Source organism: Vulcanisaeta sp. JCM 16161, assembly GCF_001316285.1.
In genome coordinates, this window is record NZ_BBDO01000005.1 from 1 (window position 1) to 14,130 (window position 14,130).

Genomic DNA, 14,130 nt, shown 5'->3' on the forward strand with positions numbered 1-14,130 from the left:
CCCGCCGGGAGCCCCCCTACGAAGGGGGCCTCCGGCTCTTCGCTCGAGAGGAGCGGGGGAGGGAGGGCGGCAGGGAAGGAGGGGCTCGCAGAGGAGTGGGGGAGAGGGAGGATGAAGAGAGGCAGGGAGGGCAAACGCATTTTAATAGTTGCGTCGCTAAATGGCTGAGTTATTTCATAGTTGTTGATATTATTTTGGCGTTATTGTGGCTTCATCTGCGCAGTCTATGATGTTTGGTTGTTGTCCACGGGACGTGGGGAGGTTGGATCACCCACTGAGCATCCGCCCCGGCTATACCGGGGTGGTTTGCTCAGGGGCTCATTACCTTATTTATTTAATTGTTTTGGGTTATATATAGGCTTCTCGTTATTGTAATCGAGTCTTACAAGCTTTATATTATGAATGAGAAGCGTTCTAATGTTTGTTGCAAGGGTCCTTTATTGTTCCATAAATTGTCATGTAGTCTTTGTATCCTCCTTTAAGTAACTGAAGATGAACTCGTTGATATTTATTTTAGAAATATTTTGCAATTTTGTTAATTTATTGGCATAGTTAATAAAAAATTTTTGCTTTACTGCTTTCTCTAATGCCTAGAGCAAGGAATGAATTTAGTATATTGATGTGATTCTAGCTATTTTATTTTTCATTTTTCATCAATTGTTTTACACTATTTACATAAAAGCATCTTTTAATCACTAATTTCAACATGTCCGTCCACCTCGTCTTCGGCAATGGTGGCTTAACTACTATCACTATTAACAATATTAACAATTAAGTTCCTAAGTTCCTCCTTAATATTTTTATTAATAAAGAGTGTAAATAATGAATATATTCGATAATGTTGCGAAACTTTCGTTTATTCTTATCAATACTAATGGCTATGTTTTTCCAGTCTTCACCTATACTCACTCTGAATCTTAATGGGATCATGGCTGCATTTTCACATTCGACAAAGACCTCAATGATGTGTTCACCCCTCGTTAGACAGTACTTACTTACATCGTTGTGTTAACATAGCGCCTTTATTGCATCGCTTGAGGCAAATAATGCGCAGCACTCCTTATTCTGACTTAATGAAATTAGCTTTTCCTTATCACTTACTGCGGTGATAATTAGATTAATAAATTTGTTATAGCCTGATTCTATGTCGGTTATAATCTTTTGCTTATCCCAAGGCCATTCCTTTTTATTCATTTCATACCAGGTTAAGTTAATCCAATCGCTACAAGTATTGCTACTGCATATTCTGGCCCATGCCTTGCAATTTTTTAGCATCAGAAAAGCCATAATTATGTATATTAAGCCAAATTATTCCGAGTTTTTGATATTTACAGCCAGCAGAATTCTTTAATTTTTTTTATTTGTCGAGACAAAAATTAATTTAGGCAATGCTTGCTCACATATATACCATCTTTTCCCCGTGAAAAATCCTATGAATCTATCAGCAAATGATGAATATAGTTCGACTTCTACGTCTCTATTCCGGTTATTTAGTAGTCCGCAGTTCTCGATTGTGCTTAGTGGTGTTATTACATTAAATGGGCTGATATTGCTTCCGCTTAATTCAATGTTGAACTCTGTTCTTTCCTTAATGTCGATTTTCTGTGGGTTGTCAAATCCTTTATATTGCATGGCTTCACATAGAGGTAGAAATCCATCTTTATCGGATCCAGGTTGTTTTAATTTTATACTATTACAGCAACGTATATTATTGCCTGCTATATTGAATAAAAAGATGTCTGCTTCGGGTGATGAGGTTATGAATGGTGATTGCCCTTTGATGTTTATTCCTGCGAATGGCGTGTAGTTATTGTGTACGGTTATGTCTCTTTCATTCTTATTTTCCTTTTTGATTATGACCCTTAGGTATGCTGATACGTCCTGCCCAAAGACTGAGCTTAAGTATTCTCTAAATCTGACTCTTACGTGAACATCGCCACTTTTTTGTTCTTATTATGTGCGTTGGTATGCCATACCTGTAATGTGATTGCGTTAGCACTACGAAGAATGCCGAGATGAATGGAGTTAATATAACGGAGGCTAGGCTAATCCAGGTAAGTGATGTTGCACTAATAAGCCATGTTATGAAAATAAAAAGAGCAAGACCGACGAAGGGTATTATGAACGGCCAATGCCTAAATCTGGGGATGTTAAGGTATACGGCACCAACAATCTCAGCTTTGATGAATAAATATTTAATATATAGTATTGCAATTATTATTAAAATAAAGTCAAGATATAAAATAATATTAATGAATTTATGAATAAAAAAAATAATTATTAAATTAATTATAATAATTATAGCAAGAACTATTAAGATGATTAATTTAGATAATGATTTATAAGGTATGTGGTAAAGAATTAATGCCATCAAAATAAGTGGAATCATAAAAATAATATAAAGAAGAATAAGAAGAAATGACGAAAATGATAAAGATGACCAAGATGTGCGTATGTGAGTATATGTTAAAAGTAGATCTATACATGCCAAAATAATATATAACGATACAAATCCATAAAAGATCGATTTAAAAATTGTTTTTAGTTTAAATAACATTGTAAAAAAATATAATTATTAAAAGAATTACTATAGCTAGGAATATTCCTGCGGCAAGTGTATATATCTTTTCTGGTAATTTATATGATAGTAATAGTTCTTGCATTATTGTATAAGCTATGGGGGCCATGAGCGCTAGCCAGAAGTTACGATCGAGTATTTGTCAGATTGTTTTTGGAGTCATGGACACTCATTGCTAATTTTATATAAGTTTATTAACTTATCGTTATGTTAGCCCTGAGAACTACTGATTGAAGAGTCTTACGCAGCCCAGATTTTACTTAGCCGTGGAGCTAACATTCGTTGAATATTTTAATGCGCATTTTCATAAATAGTAAGGTAGATCGTGGTTATTTTTGTTTAGTGGTGTTTTGTGAAAGTTTTGTTTGTGTGGTGGAGGAAGGGAAAGGGGAGAAATTGGTGTTTTGATTTTGAGTTTTTGTTTTGTTTGGTCTTAGGTTATTATGTTTCCTTGTTCGTCTACTTTGGCTATTACCTTCCTGACTGTTTTTCCGTCTGGTGTCTTGAACAACGCCATCACAAAGCCCTTCCTACCCTTAGGCTGAACCTTCCAAACCTTCGTTGGTTTTAGCTTTTTGCCTTCTACTTCGTATTCCTTCTTTGCTAGGTCTTCTAGTGTGACCATGTTGGTCGTTGTTTTCGTGGTTGTGGGGCTTAATATGGTAATTGGTTATTATGAGGGATTGCTTTATTAACTCCTTCGTTGTTTCAGTTTTACGTAATTCCGTGATGATCACCGCGATGCGTAGCGCTTTTAAACTGGTTCCTTCTCATTGTTATTAGCCGGGTCGTCTAGCGGCCAAGGATGGCGGGCTCTGGACCCGTTGACCCCGGTTCGAATCCGGGCCCGGCTACCATGTTATTATTTTTAATCATATTAAGATATATTTTAGTGATTTTTAGGGTTCTATCATGGTCCTCTGCATTTTAGTTGCTTTATTTTTATTACTTAGGATAATCTTTTAATAATTGTTCTTTGTGACGTTTTTTGTATGGTTAAGGTTCAGTGGGCTCCGGAGCACTATAGGTGGCCGCCCAGGTCGGGTAGTGCAATTGCTTCGCAATTCATTGGTTTTATGCTTGATGCCTATGACCTTACGTTTGTCACCGCGATGACGCCCATCCTAGCTGCGGTGTTGATGCCTCCAACCCTGTCTAAGTCCGTTGTTGGTTACTACCTGACTCTACTTGGTTACGCCTTCACGATGATTGCTAGGCCGGTGGGTAGTGCTATTTTTGGTAACTTTGCCGATAAGATTGGTAGGAGGGATACGTTGATGATTACGATACTCGGCTATGGAATAATGAGCGCAGTAACGGCTGCGATACCCACATACGCCCAGGTTGGGTGGGCAGCCTTTTGGGTATACGCCTTAATTAGGTTTATACTCGGTGTGTTCGTTGGTGGTGAATACGCGGCTGGTCATCCATTCGCCATGGAGTACTCCGCGCCAAGGTGGAGGGGCCTGGTCAGTGGCATTGTCCAGGGTGGCTTCTCCTGGGGCGTGGCGTTGGGTGGCTTAGTGGTCTCGGCATTCACGGCAGTGTTTGGTGTTAAGGCCATGTATGCCTATGCATGGCGTTATGTATTCCTTACAGGCCTCATACCGGCCGCGGTGGCATTCATAATTAGGTACACAATGCCCGACACACCGATTTTCCAGGAGGCTAAGGAGAGGGGTCAGCTTGAGAGGATACCATTCTTCAGCATCTTTAAGCCTCCAGCCCTATGGACGTTCCTACAGGTCTTGGTGTTCATGACAGGCCTCTTCTTCAGTTCATACTCAATGTTTGACTTTGCCGTTGGTATTTACACAAGGCTGGTCTACCCGAGGGGTTGGCGAGCTTTTACTATGGCATCATGGGGATATTCGCAGCTATAGCGGCTACGCTGTGGGGATTCGCCAGCGACTTCCTCGGTAGGAGCGCGCATTGATAATTTCGGCCATAGTCTCGGCAGTACTTGCAGTACCTGCGTATTACGTGGTTTATTATAGCGCCGTTGTTAGGAGCGTGCCGTTACTCATCCTTGGCGCCCTCTTAATGGGTTGGTTGTCGCAGTGGCCCTGGGGATTAGTCCCCGTTTACTTGTCAGAGCGCTTCGCAACGCAGAGGAGGGGTTCTGGCGTTGGTTTTGGCTATAGTTCAGGAATATTCATCAGTGCCTGGATGCCTCTATACTCAATACCACTTTACGGCGCCTTCGCGGCTATTGAGGGTACCAACATATGGTTCACGGCAGCCTTCTGGCTTATCCTCGCCGGTGTTGTTTATGGAATTGCGGCTGCGATAGGGCCTGAGACAATAGGCGTTGACCTGAGGATTGTTAGGGAGAGGTGATAGTCCCTTAACTCAGTACTTGAATTTTAAATTTCAATTTCTCTTTTATTACCATACCTTAGGCCCATCGTGAATGCCTTAGGTTCTTATCCACATCCCTTCTAATGTTGGACTTTATCGACTCCTCAATTATGCTTTGCGGTATATACTGATTCAGCCCATTATTGAGTAAAGCGCGCCGAGTATTACCATGTTTTCATAAATCACGTTGCCCAATTTAATGGCATCATCATAGGCACTCACCATGTAAACACTCCTAATGCTGTTCCTCAACGCGCTCTCCAACTCATTAATACTTGGTATTCTCTGCTTCGTGGCCGGCGGCTTATTAACCTTCTATTAACTATGAATACCGTGTTCTCATTGGCATAGCCAATGGCCCTAAACGCCTCAAGTATTTCGAAGGCCACTATTACGTCAGCACCACCCCTGGGTATTAATGGTGCATCAACATCCCCAATCCTGACATGTACATCGATAGAGCCACCCCTCTGGCTTAATCCGTGGGTCTCGGCAACCAGGGCCTTATAGCCAGCCCTTATGGCCGCGTCACCGAGTACTGTGGCGAATGTGACGAGTCCCTGGCCACCAACGCCAGCTAGGTATATGTTGAGTCTCATGCCCATCACCCTACATCTCACCCCACTTCTTCAGCCAATCCTTAACATTACCCTCGGGTTTAATGGCGTTGTACGGGCATACCTGGGCGCAGACGGAGCATCCAACGCACATGTTGGGGTCGATCCAAGCCTTTCTATTCTCAAGGGGCACAATCGCTGGGCATGCAATTAGGTTATAGCATATTCCACAGGCCCTGCAGGCGTCTGGGTCAACGTAGTAACGCGTGACGTACACCCTAAACAGCCTCGCAGCCTCTAACGCGCAGCCCCTCTTCATAACCACCACGGCGATACCACCCTTCTTAACTACGTTCATGGCCTCCATCATCACATCCTGGGCGTTCTTAACATCGAATGGGTCTATTGTCCTTACGTAATCAACCCCAACCGCCTTGGCTATGCTCTCTATGTTGATAATGCTTGTTGGGTTTGGCTGACCACCCGTCATTGCGGTGACCCTATTGTCAAGTATTAATATTAGCATTGGCGTCTTATTATAAACGGCATTAACCAGGGCAGGTAAACCTGTGTGGAAGAATGTCGAGTCCCCAATTATTGATATTATCATCACCCTACCGTTGGTGCCGTGGTAAAGACCCATGCCTAGGCCCAGGGAACTACCCATGTTCGTGAGCAGGTCCTGCTCATTAAATGGATTATTAATGCCTAGGCTATAACAACCAATGTCACCACTGAATATAGGCCTAACGCCGGACTTGGCCATGGCGACCTTTAACTCATAAAATGACGCCGCGTGCGGGCAACCAGGGCAGAAGACAGGCGGTCTTGGCGGTGGTGCATAGTTAATTTTTACCATATTTAATGATGTGAGTGGGTTTACAATATCGAGGGCCTTTGATAATCCATCCATTACAGAATTAATCGTTAACTCACCAACCCTATTAAAGATGTTTTCCATCTTGCCGAGTATCGGCACCCTAATGCCTCATCATAAAGCAATGCCTTCAATTGATACTCAAGCACTGGGTCACCCTCCTCAAGAACCACCACCTTATTGGCCCTAGTAACCGCGTCCATAATCACCTTCTTAGGTAATGGGACTGGGGTTGCCACGTTGAGAATACTCGCCTTCACGCCATAGTTCTTAACAGCTTCTAACGCATATGTGAAGCCACGCCACTCGTGATTATGAGGTTCTCACCACCATCAACATAGGCATGCGGTAATTCCTCAACGCCCCTATTAATGCTGTCCCATCTTTTTAGTAAGTCCTCCTTAAGTGCCCGTGCATTCGCAGGTATTAATGCATGCCTCCTTGGGTCCTTAACATACTCCCTTGAGTATTTGGGGGTTCCTGGCGAGCATATGGTTACGGGTCCCCTGACATGGGATACCCTAGTGACTGTCCTCATTATTACTGGGTGCCCATACTTCTCACTAAACTCAATGGCTAGTTTCGCAAAGTCCTTGGCGCTTTGTGGGTCATAAGGCTCAATAACCGGTATGTAGGCATGAAGCCCAACCCACCTATTATCCTGCTCATTCTGGCTGCTCCACATGTTTGGGTCGTCAGCCGTAACAATGACGAATCCTCCCCTCACACCTGTATAGGCGCTTGACATCAGTGGATCCATCGCCACATTAAGCCCCACGTGCTTCATCGTAACCATTGACCTAGCCCCAGCGAGGGCTGCTCCATAGGCCACCTCAAAGGCAACCTTCTCATTACTACTCCACTCAGCGTAAACACCGAACTCCCTACCATAATCAATGAGGTACTCAATGATTTCACTCGATGGTGTACCTGGATAGCCGGCGGCGACGGCTACACCGGCCTCTAGCGCTCCATGGGCAATCGCGTGATTACCAAGCATTAGCTTGATCGTACAGTTGCTCATCAACATTACCTAGGCATATGTAATTTAAAGCCTTTCTCCTAGAACTTGATAAATTAATTAGTGATATATTTGTTTTTAAATGAATATATAGTATATATTCAGCCTAGAATGGTTTCGTCATGCATCTGCACGTCTAGGCTCATCACGGGTGTTTTACTAGTAATACTAGTTTATATATCTGATGCACTCAAGCATAAATCGCGCGTTTCTAGGTATTGCATTAGTTATTTTAATTGCTTATTTAATATTACCTGGTCTCTAGTCGATTTCGTGAACAATATGAGGAGGAACTTGGCAATACTCCTGGCTGTACTGGCGGTAACAATCTCAGTGATAGCCCTGGCCGCCCAGTATCAGGTATCACCGAATGTGAATGCGCCATCAACAATAAACCAGCCGTACTACGCAATACTTGAGTACATTGATTATATAAACACCACAAGGACAGTAACCCTCGCGCCGGGTCAGTCAATTACGATTCAGGCGCCATTACCGCCCGGTCCGGGTTATGTACTTGATTATGTTGAGGTTAGTGTTAACCCGCCATCGCCGGCTATATTAATAAGTGGTAATAACGTGATGTATAGTAAGAATGAGGTTGGTGCAATAGTTAGTGCGTATACGACGAGCAATAGCTTATCAATAGCTAATTCAGGTAATCAGCCCTAAACGAGTCGATTTCGGTGACCTACGTATTCATTAATGAGGAGTACATCCCACTAAATACCTCGGCATCATCATTTACATTAAGTATTTCAATTCCAGACAGCACAATACAGTACGTGACGCAGCAGGTAGTTGAGCTATCAATACCGAACTACATGCCCTTCGAAATAGCCGGCGTAGCCCTACCAAACGGAACAACACTATCACAGCTAGTCTCCGCCTGGAGTCCCTTGGCTAATTACATAAAGGTTGAGCTAAGTACGTGGAGTTAATAGCTAATGAGCTACCGCCAGGCCAGTACCAGGTAACGATTAATTACGGTAGTGAATACGTAATGCCAAGCGCAATGCTGATTAAGGTACGGAGTTCTTAAACTACACCGTTAACCCGGGCCAGACCCTCGAGATAACCGGCTCAGAGTTTGGTGTCCCGCCAGGCTGGAACCTATTGGGTTACATAGTCGCCATTTACACGGTTCAGCCACTCGTTGTTGGTGAGCAGCCAGGTCACTTCGAGATAGTAGCCAACATGGTTTCACCAGCTTACCTCTACAGCGACTTAATACAGGTCAGCGGTATTAGCTACCTACTACCGCCGTTCATAAGGTTTGCGCCAATGATAGGGATTTACATAGTGTATGATAGGTACTTCGAAGTGGTTGATAACCTAAACGTGCCTCTAGTCGTGACGTTCATGCCAATTATCTATAAGCCAGTTGGGCAGTGGGTTAACGGTAATCTAGAGGCCACTGTAAGCGACGCAGATGTCTCTGGTGGCCTATGGACTGCCCTTGTTGTTCAACTACCCGAAATAGCCCACATATACAAGATAGTCACGCCAAGCGGTACGGTATACACAGGCTTGGTGAATTCAGAGATACCGTGGGGCTCAGCCGAGAGGTTAGTCTCAATAAGCCTGATGGTTCTCAGGCATACATAGCCGTCTCAACGCTGGGCGTTAGCGAGACCGGCACATACACAGTTTATGTCAATTGGACACCAATAACAATGCACTTCACAAATACGTTGAATGCACCAATAAGTGGTGTTAAGGTTGAGGCTTACATAAATGGATCTCTCATAACGAGTAGTGTCAGTGATGCAAATGGTAATGCATACATAGACATTAAGGAACCTACGCCATTCACAGCCGTGGTGTACTACGACAACGTACCCATATACTACATTAACGTGAACTCACTCATTAACCAACCAATAGGCGTGACCATAGGCCTGTACAACGTGACAGTGCTATTTGTTGGTGCGAGGAATCAGGCAATATCCAATGCCAAGATAACGCTATATAGGGTTGGCACCGGCCCAATATACAACGGCACAACTGGGAGTACGGGAACCACAGGGTTCGTTAATGTCCTTGGTGGAACATACCTAGTCACTGCCCAGTATGGTAATCTGAAGTACAGTGAGTTGGTGACGATAAATGGTAATGACGTAATAACGATTAAGTCAGACATACTAGCCATAATCGACGGATTCCCAATAACCACGATAGAGGCACTAATAGGTACGCTTGGGCTTGGCGGCGCGGCTGCCATAGCCTTCGCCTTCGCTGGTAGGAAGGGTGGTAAGGATTACGAGGTTGTGACGATGTAAGCCCTGGGTTAAAACCATAAAATTCAAATTCCAATTTCTTTCTTAAAACAATCACCGATTTCTTCTCTCATACTCAATCCTTAACTCCCTGGCGAGCTCCATCACCTTATTCAATAGTTCATGCCTAACATCGAAAATCTCATGCATGGAAACCAACCGCCTATACTCCCTATCAAACCTCAGGAACTCCCTCTTAACCCCCTCAATCCTTTGAGACCTAATCCTCCGGAGCAGGGACTCACCCCACGAAATTAGCCTCTGACTATCGCTTTCCAACTTCCTAACTATCATTGGCCTAATGGCTTAAACTGCTCATCCGTTAATTCGATAACGGCATACGCGAACTCACCCTCAAAGCCCCTCTCCATTACATCAATCAACTCCTCCTTAATTCCCAACAACCTCCTCTCTAAATCCTGCCTGGGTAACCAGGAAATAACCACGTTAGGTAGTATCATGAGCCCCGAATCAGCCAAATGCCTACTCACTAATCCCTGGACCTCGTCACTGCTCGCATATGTTAGTACTAACATGAATTGTTTCATGGGTCTTTCACGTATTTACTCAAGACATTAATTATTAACTCTTTAATTAATGAATCCTCGGCAATACCCCTCACCGAAATCCTCACGGATATTAACTCCCTGCGTGAGCCATCATCATAACCCACAAACTCCCACTCAAGGCCATTAATCACTTCCTTACGGTAAATCAGCTGTACATCACCAACCCTAAGCGATTCATCAATTGGTAAATTCCACGGGGCCACAACATCGATACTAAGCACCCTCTCTTCATTACCAAGGCTTAGGAGTCTTGCCAACGAAGTATTCCCACACGTATATTCCCTAATTTCCCCCCTATCGATTACATCAATGCTCTCGCACCTCATGGTTTAATGACTCGCCTATTCTTGATTTATTACTTTAACTCAAAGAAAGGCTTAAATACTAAGTAATACTTGAAATACTTGATTAACATGTCCAGCAGTTCAGGCAGTAGTGAGGAGAGTAGTGAGAGGAAGACTGTGACTATTAGGGGATTAAGCACGGACATTTATGATAGAGTAAGCAGGCTTGCTAGGGAGACTGGGACCACGATAGGTGAAATAGTCAATGAGGCGCTCAGGAGTACATAGCAACCCTGGAGAATATATCCAAGGCTATTGATAACATGATCAGGCTGGCGACGTAGTTGTAATTAGCGGTGTATCCTCATTAACCGTAACCAGGGCCGACCTCGAGGCTTTGGATAAGCCCGTGATTTTTAAGGACATGGATGAGCTCATCTTTGCTGACGATGTCAATAACGACATAATAAAGAGTAAGGTTGCAAGGATAGTCAATGTCAACACGGTCTACGTGCCTAAGTCCGTGTCGACGCTATTAATAGCCTCGAAGAGCGAGCTTGTTAAGAAGATTGTTCCGAAGTGATTAACCTTTAATTAGGGGCGTACCTGCTTAAAATTACGTGAAGGTTCTTGTCGTTGGTATTGGTTCAATGGGCCTAAACCACATTAAGGTATTGGCACAATTAAAGAGGGAGGCTTGATTACCGAGGTTTATGCCGCCGACATTGATAAACAGAGACTTGAGATGGCCAAGGGGCAGGGCGCTGACCTGACATTCACGGATTATCACGATGCAATGACGCACAAGCCAGACCTGGGAATAATAGCCGTCCCCACGGCGCTTCATTACGTAGTCGCAAGCGAGTTAATAAACAGCATGGACTTACTAATAGAGAAGCCGGTCACGGAAAAGCTTGAGGAGGCCCTGGACCTATACCGTAAATCGAAAAACCTTGGCAGGAGGGTTTTCGTGGGCCATATCGAAAGGTTCAACCCCGTGTATAAGGCCTTAATTAATGATATTGACAATGAGAAGCCCATTTACATGGTATCGATGAGGATTAACAGGCTTAGGGGTAATCCACGGTCATACGGTAATGTACTTCTTGACCTTGGAATTCACGATATAGACCTCGCGCTTAACATAGTCAACGAGGATAGGGTAAGTATATTAAGTGCAGTCCTCAGGGGCGAACCAATCACGACGGCCTGGGCCTTATTAAGTATTGGCGATACTATATACTCTCTTCACGCTTCATGGGACTACGATGTTAGGGTCAGGAAGATCCACATGACATTAAGGAATAGGTATTACGAAGCTGACCTACTAAATAGGGTGTTGATTCGCGATGGGACTAAGCACGTAATAGAGGGGCCAGACCAACTAAGGCAGGAGTTAATACACGTAATAAATGCCTGAGGGGTGTTGAGAAGCCCATAATAGACATAACCGAAGGCATTAGGGCGTTAGCCGTAATCAACGGCATAATCACGAAAAGCCCAACCATAGACTTAGGCGAATTACTAACGTGAGAAGTCTATGATTGATTTAACCCTGACAACGTATTTGTTAGCCATGTCTTCAGCCCATTTAGGTAATTTTAATGTACTAATGACTTCATTGATGAGGACTTCGGCATCATCACAATTACCCAACCCCTGATCCCTACAAATCTTAACCAGGTACTTGCTCCTAGTCTCAAATAAATCCCTATCCATGGCAACCCTATTACAGTCATGGTCGTAAGTCCAACCCCTCCTTAAATCCCTTAGGTGTAGAAGGAGATGTGCAGCAATTCTACCCAGGTCCATTGGCCCTGGTGCCACGTAGATGCCCTCATTAATTGCGTAACAACTATTGCGTCCCATGTAGATGTTTGCCATTAAATGATACTGTTGGTATTGATAAATAAGGATATCATTTTTAATAACCAAGAGCCATTAGAGTCATAATGCCAATAGGCTGTATGAAATCCATGTCGGGATTAAAAACGTAAACTCGTCGATTTTTAGGTACGTAAATTAATGGACGAAAAACGTGGTGGGCCCGCCGGGATTCGAACCCGGGATTTCGGGCGCTTACGCGACTCCCGCGCGTGAGGCGGGCATCCTAACCGCTAGACTACGGGCCGTTGATTCCTTAATTATGTTATTTTTAAAGTATTTTTCCCTCCTGGATCTACTTAATGCATCGCCTCATTTGAATTACCTGTTATGTTGCTATTTCCGCGTATGTTTCCCTAGTCTTTTGCTCCTTACCTTATTTCGTAAGTTATGTTAACTAGATGGAATGTCTTATATTTGAAACTGTTTTTTTGCTGATTGTTATGAATAGGAGGATTAGGGTTGATGGGCTTCCCTACAGGACTCGTGTCTATGTTAATAACCAGGTCCTGATACCGTCCGAGTTGGTTAAGCTTCTTGGTATTGAGAGGAGTATTTTTGCTAACGTGGTTATTAGGCATGAGGGTAAGGTAATCAGCATTAACGGTGTTAAGCTTCTCCATAACAGGCGTGCAACCTCTAGGCAGTTCACGATACCCAGGGAGGTTAGGGAGGCCTACGGCATTAAGCCCCTCGATGAGATTGAGATCATAAGTATAGAACCCATTGAAATAGCCAGTAATAGGAGGAATGCCGTATTAAGTTCCTAGTTTAATTCGCCCCTCCCTCTCCATGATCTTAACAGCGCTTATGTAGAGTATTATCGCGGCCGGTATATAATATAGTGGTAATCCTCCATGTATCGGTATTGTTGGGTATGTGAACATGTGTAGGCTCCTAATGTAGCCCCAGGAATGCGGTATACGACCACTAAACAACCAAAACATTGCATCCTCGCTCCACACGGCAACATCGGCTGCAAATAACCACTGCCAGAAGTCGCCAAAGGCTATCCAGGGTATTGCGAGTACTATGGCCACACCAATCCTGTAAAGCCACATGCCGAGCCATGGGTGGTAATGAACCAGGGCCAGGTACCAGGAGTTTGTTGGGTCGTGGTGGAACGCGTATACGAGCTCAGGTAATATCATGGCCTCAATCATCGCATAACCCACGCCAGTCATTAGTGGTGGTATCGTTAATTTAGCCCAATTAACCATTTTCAATTATCTAGGGAAGGAAAGGCCCTTATTAACCTTGCTATCCTATCGTTGTCTTTGTTTTATAGATCTTTATGCCCTCCCTCCTTAGTGCGTTTGTTACTTGGTTTAGTATGGCCTTGTTTCTCATATATGCTTCTTCTATTGGTGTTAGTCCTTCGCCCTTGATCTCGCCCCTGGCCACTAGGTCTGCCACGATTGCGGCTGTGAAGCCCGTTAGCCTGGCCATTGACGTGAAACCACCCTGGCATAGTCAACACCCTCAAACCTAACAATGGCCCTATCACCGCCTAATTCACCCCTCGCCTCAACAACCATTATTGAGAGGTCATTGGTCCCCGGCCTCAATAACCTGGAGAATATGTACTTAGCAGTCTCAAAATCACTCAAAAGCCCTAATTCCCTGAGAGTCCTCACCAAATCCAAGTGCCTCCTCCACCTAATAGTCCTCTCGTAAGCGCTCCTCAAGGCCCTGAAGTACCTGGGCAATGTAACCAATA

At 43.9% G+C, this 14,130-nt stretch carries 19 protein-coding genes, 2 tRNA genes and 1 pseudogene; 11 read left to right on the forward strand and 11 right to left on the reverse strand.

The features are described from left to right. Positions 1-3,011: 3,011 nt before the first annotated feature. Positions 3,012-3,203: a chromatin protein Cren7 gene (locus JCM16161_RS06875; RefSeq protein WP_054855400.1), complete on the reverse strand. Its 192-nt coding sequence runs from the start codon at positions 3,201-3,203 to the stop codon at positions 3,012-3,014. Between the two features lie 156 nt (positions 3,204-3,359). On the opposite strand from JCM16161_RS06875, the gene JCM16161_RS06880 reads away from it, so the two are divergent. The 3 genes from JCM16161_RS06880 (at position 3,360) to JCM16161_RS16555 (ending at position 4,918) form a co-directional block, all read left to right on the forward strand. Then, a tRNA-Gln gene (locus JCM16161_RS06880) sits at positions 3,360-3,435 on the forward strand. 135 nt (positions 3,436-3,570) lie between these two features. Beyond that, positions 3,571-4,461 carry an MFS transporter gene (locus tag JCM16161_RS06885; RefSeq protein WP_243670273.1) on the forward strand — a complete coding sequence of 297 codons (891 nt, stop codon included), beginning with the start codon at positions 3,571-3,573 and terminating at the stop codon, positions 4,459-4,461. A 49-nt stretch (positions 4,462-4,510) separates the two neighbouring features. After that, positions 4,511-4,918: a hypothetical protein gene (locus tag JCM16161_RS16555; RefSeq protein WP_243670274.1), complete on the forward strand. Its 408-nt coding sequence runs from the start codon at positions 4,511-4,513 to the stop codon at positions 4,916-4,918. 269 nt (positions 4,919-5,187) lie between these two features. On the opposite strand, the gene JCM16161_RS16560 is transcribed toward JCM16161_RS16555, so the two are convergent. Together JCM16161_RS16560 and iorA are read right to left on the reverse strand one after the other, a co-directional pair. Then, positions 5,188-5,544, reverse strand: coding sequence for a 2-oxoacid:acceptor oxidoreductase family protein (locus tag JCM16161_RS16560; RefSeq protein ID WP_243670275.1), 357 nt, complete (start codon positions 5,542-5,544; stop codon positions 5,188-5,190). Positions 5,545-5,548: 4 nt separating this feature from the next. Then, positions 5,549-7,397: pseudogene (gene iorA, locus JCM16161_RS06895) on the reverse strand (indolepyruvate ferredoxin oxidoreductase subunit alpha). Positions 7,398-7,676: 279 nt separating this feature from the next. Between iorA and JCM16161_RS16565 the strand changes: the two are divergent. The 4 genes from JCM16161_RS16565 (at position 7,677) to JCM16161_RS16580 (ending at position 9,676) form a co-directional block, all read left to right on the forward strand. Beyond that, positions 7,677-8,066, forward strand: a complete 390-nt coding sequence (locus JCM16161_RS16565) for a hypothetical protein (RefSeq protein WP_243670276.1) — start codon at positions 7,677-7,679, stop codon at positions 8,064-8,066. Positions 8,067-8,080: 14 nt separating this feature from the next. Beyond that, complete coding sequence (locus JCM16161_RS16570) at positions 8,081-8,335, forward strand: hypothetical protein (RefSeq protein ID WP_243670277.1); 255 nt, start codon at positions 8,081-8,083, stop codon at positions 8,333-8,335. A 175-nt stretch (positions 8,336-8,510) separates the two neighbouring features. After that, positions 8,511-9,002, forward strand: a complete 492-nt coding sequence (locus tag JCM16161_RS16575; protein WP_243670278.1) for a hypothetical protein — start codon at positions 8,511-8,513, stop codon at positions 9,000-9,002. After that, on the forward strand, positions 8,945-9,676 hold the full coding sequence (locus JCM16161_RS16580; protein ID WP_243670279.1) for a hypothetical protein: 732 nt from the start codon (positions 8,945-8,947) through the stop codon (positions 9,674-9,676). Before JCM16161_RS16575 ends, JCM16161_RS16580 begins: the two co-directional genes overlap by 58 nt. A gap of 51 nt (positions 9,677-9,727) precedes the next feature. Here JCM16161_RS16580 and JCM16161_RS16585 read toward each other — a convergent pair whose 3' ends face one another. Genes JCM16161_RS16585 through JCM16161_RS06910 form a run of 3 tightly spaced genes read right to left on the reverse strand, consistent with a single transcriptional unit; the run spans position 9,728 to position 10,568 of the window. Then, positions 9,728-9,967 (reverse strand): hypothetical protein, encoded by a 240-nt coding sequence (locus tag JCM16161_RS16585; protein ID WP_243670280.1) that lies wholly within the window; start codon positions 9,965-9,967, stop codon positions 9,728-9,730. After that, positions 9,964-10,221: a hypothetical protein gene (locus JCM16161_RS16590; RefSeq protein WP_243670281.1), complete on the reverse strand. Its 258-nt coding sequence runs from the start codon at positions 10,219-10,221 to the stop codon at positions 9,964-9,966. The genes JCM16161_RS16585 and JCM16161_RS16590 overlap by 4 nt, the downstream gene beginning before the upstream one ends. Then, positions 10,218-10,568: a hypothetical protein gene (locus JCM16161_RS06910; RefSeq protein WP_054855401.1), complete on the reverse strand. Its 351-nt coding sequence runs from the start codon at positions 10,566-10,568 to the stop codon at positions 10,218-10,220. The genes JCM16161_RS16590 and JCM16161_RS06910 overlap by 4 nt, the downstream gene beginning before the upstream one ends. An 87-nt stretch (positions 10,569-10,655) precedes the next feature. Here JCM16161_RS06910 and JCM16161_RS16595 point away from each other — a divergent pair, with 87 nt between their 5' ends. The 3 genes from JCM16161_RS16595 (at position 10,656) to JCM16161_RS06920 (ending at position 11,946) form a co-directional block, all read left to right on the forward strand. Beyond that, positions 10,656-10,814 (forward strand): hypothetical protein, encoded by a 159-nt coding sequence (locus JCM16161_RS16595; RefSeq protein ID WP_243670282.1) that lies wholly within the window; start codon positions 10,656-10,658, stop codon positions 10,812-10,814. A gap of 109 nt (positions 10,815-10,923) precedes the next feature. Then, entirely contained in the window at positions 10,924-11,109 is a 186-nt protein-coding gene (locus tag JCM16161_RS16600; protein WP_243670283.1) for a hypothetical protein, read from the forward strand. Between the two features lie 114 nt (positions 11,110-11,223). After that, on the forward strand, positions 11,224-11,946 hold the full coding sequence (locus JCM16161_RS06920) for a Gfo/Idh/MocA family oxidoreductase (RefSeq protein ID WP_054855402.1): 723 nt from the start codon (positions 11,224-11,226) through the stop codon (positions 11,944-11,946). A 104-nt stretch (positions 11,947-12,050) separates the two neighbouring features. On the opposite strand, the gene JCM16161_RS06925 is transcribed toward JCM16161_RS06920, so the two are convergent. After that, positions 12,051-12,410, reverse strand: coding sequence for a hypothetical protein (locus JCM16161_RS06925; protein WP_054855403.1), 360 nt, complete (start codon positions 12,408-12,410; stop codon positions 12,051-12,053). 155 nt (positions 12,411-12,565) lie between these two features. Beyond that, a tRNA-Val gene (locus JCM16161_RS06930) sits at positions 12,566-12,658 on the reverse strand. 195 nt (positions 12,659-12,853) lie between these two features. On the opposite strand from JCM16161_RS06930, the gene JCM16161_RS06935 reads away from it, so the two are divergent. Beyond that, entirely contained in the window at positions 12,854-13,180 is a 327-nt protein-coding gene (locus JCM16161_RS06935) for a hypothetical protein (RefSeq protein WP_054855553.1), read from the forward strand. Here JCM16161_RS06935 and JCM16161_RS06940 read toward each other — a convergent pair. From JCM16161_RS06940 to JCM16161_RS16610, 3 genes are read right to left on the reverse strand one after another with little or no spacing between them, the layout of a single operon-like run. Then, on the reverse strand, positions 13,169-13,630 hold the full coding sequence (locus JCM16161_RS06940; RefSeq protein WP_054855404.1) for a hypothetical protein: 462 nt from the start codon (positions 13,628-13,630) through the stop codon (positions 13,169-13,171). The genes JCM16161_RS06935 and JCM16161_RS06940 overlap by 12 nt on opposite strands. A gap of 40 nt (positions 13,631-13,670) precedes the next feature. Beyond that, complete coding sequence (locus JCM16161_RS16605; protein ID WP_243670284.1) at positions 13,671-13,859, reverse strand: hypothetical protein; 189 nt, start codon at positions 13,857-13,859, stop codon at positions 13,671-13,673. Next, positions 13,847-14,128: a hypothetical protein gene (locus JCM16161_RS16610; RefSeq protein WP_243670285.1), complete on the reverse strand. Its 282-nt coding sequence runs from the start codon at positions 14,126-14,128 to the stop codon at positions 13,847-13,849. The genes JCM16161_RS16605 and JCM16161_RS16610 overlap by 13 nt, the downstream gene beginning before the upstream one ends. Positions 14,129-14,130: the final 2 nt, after the last annotated feature.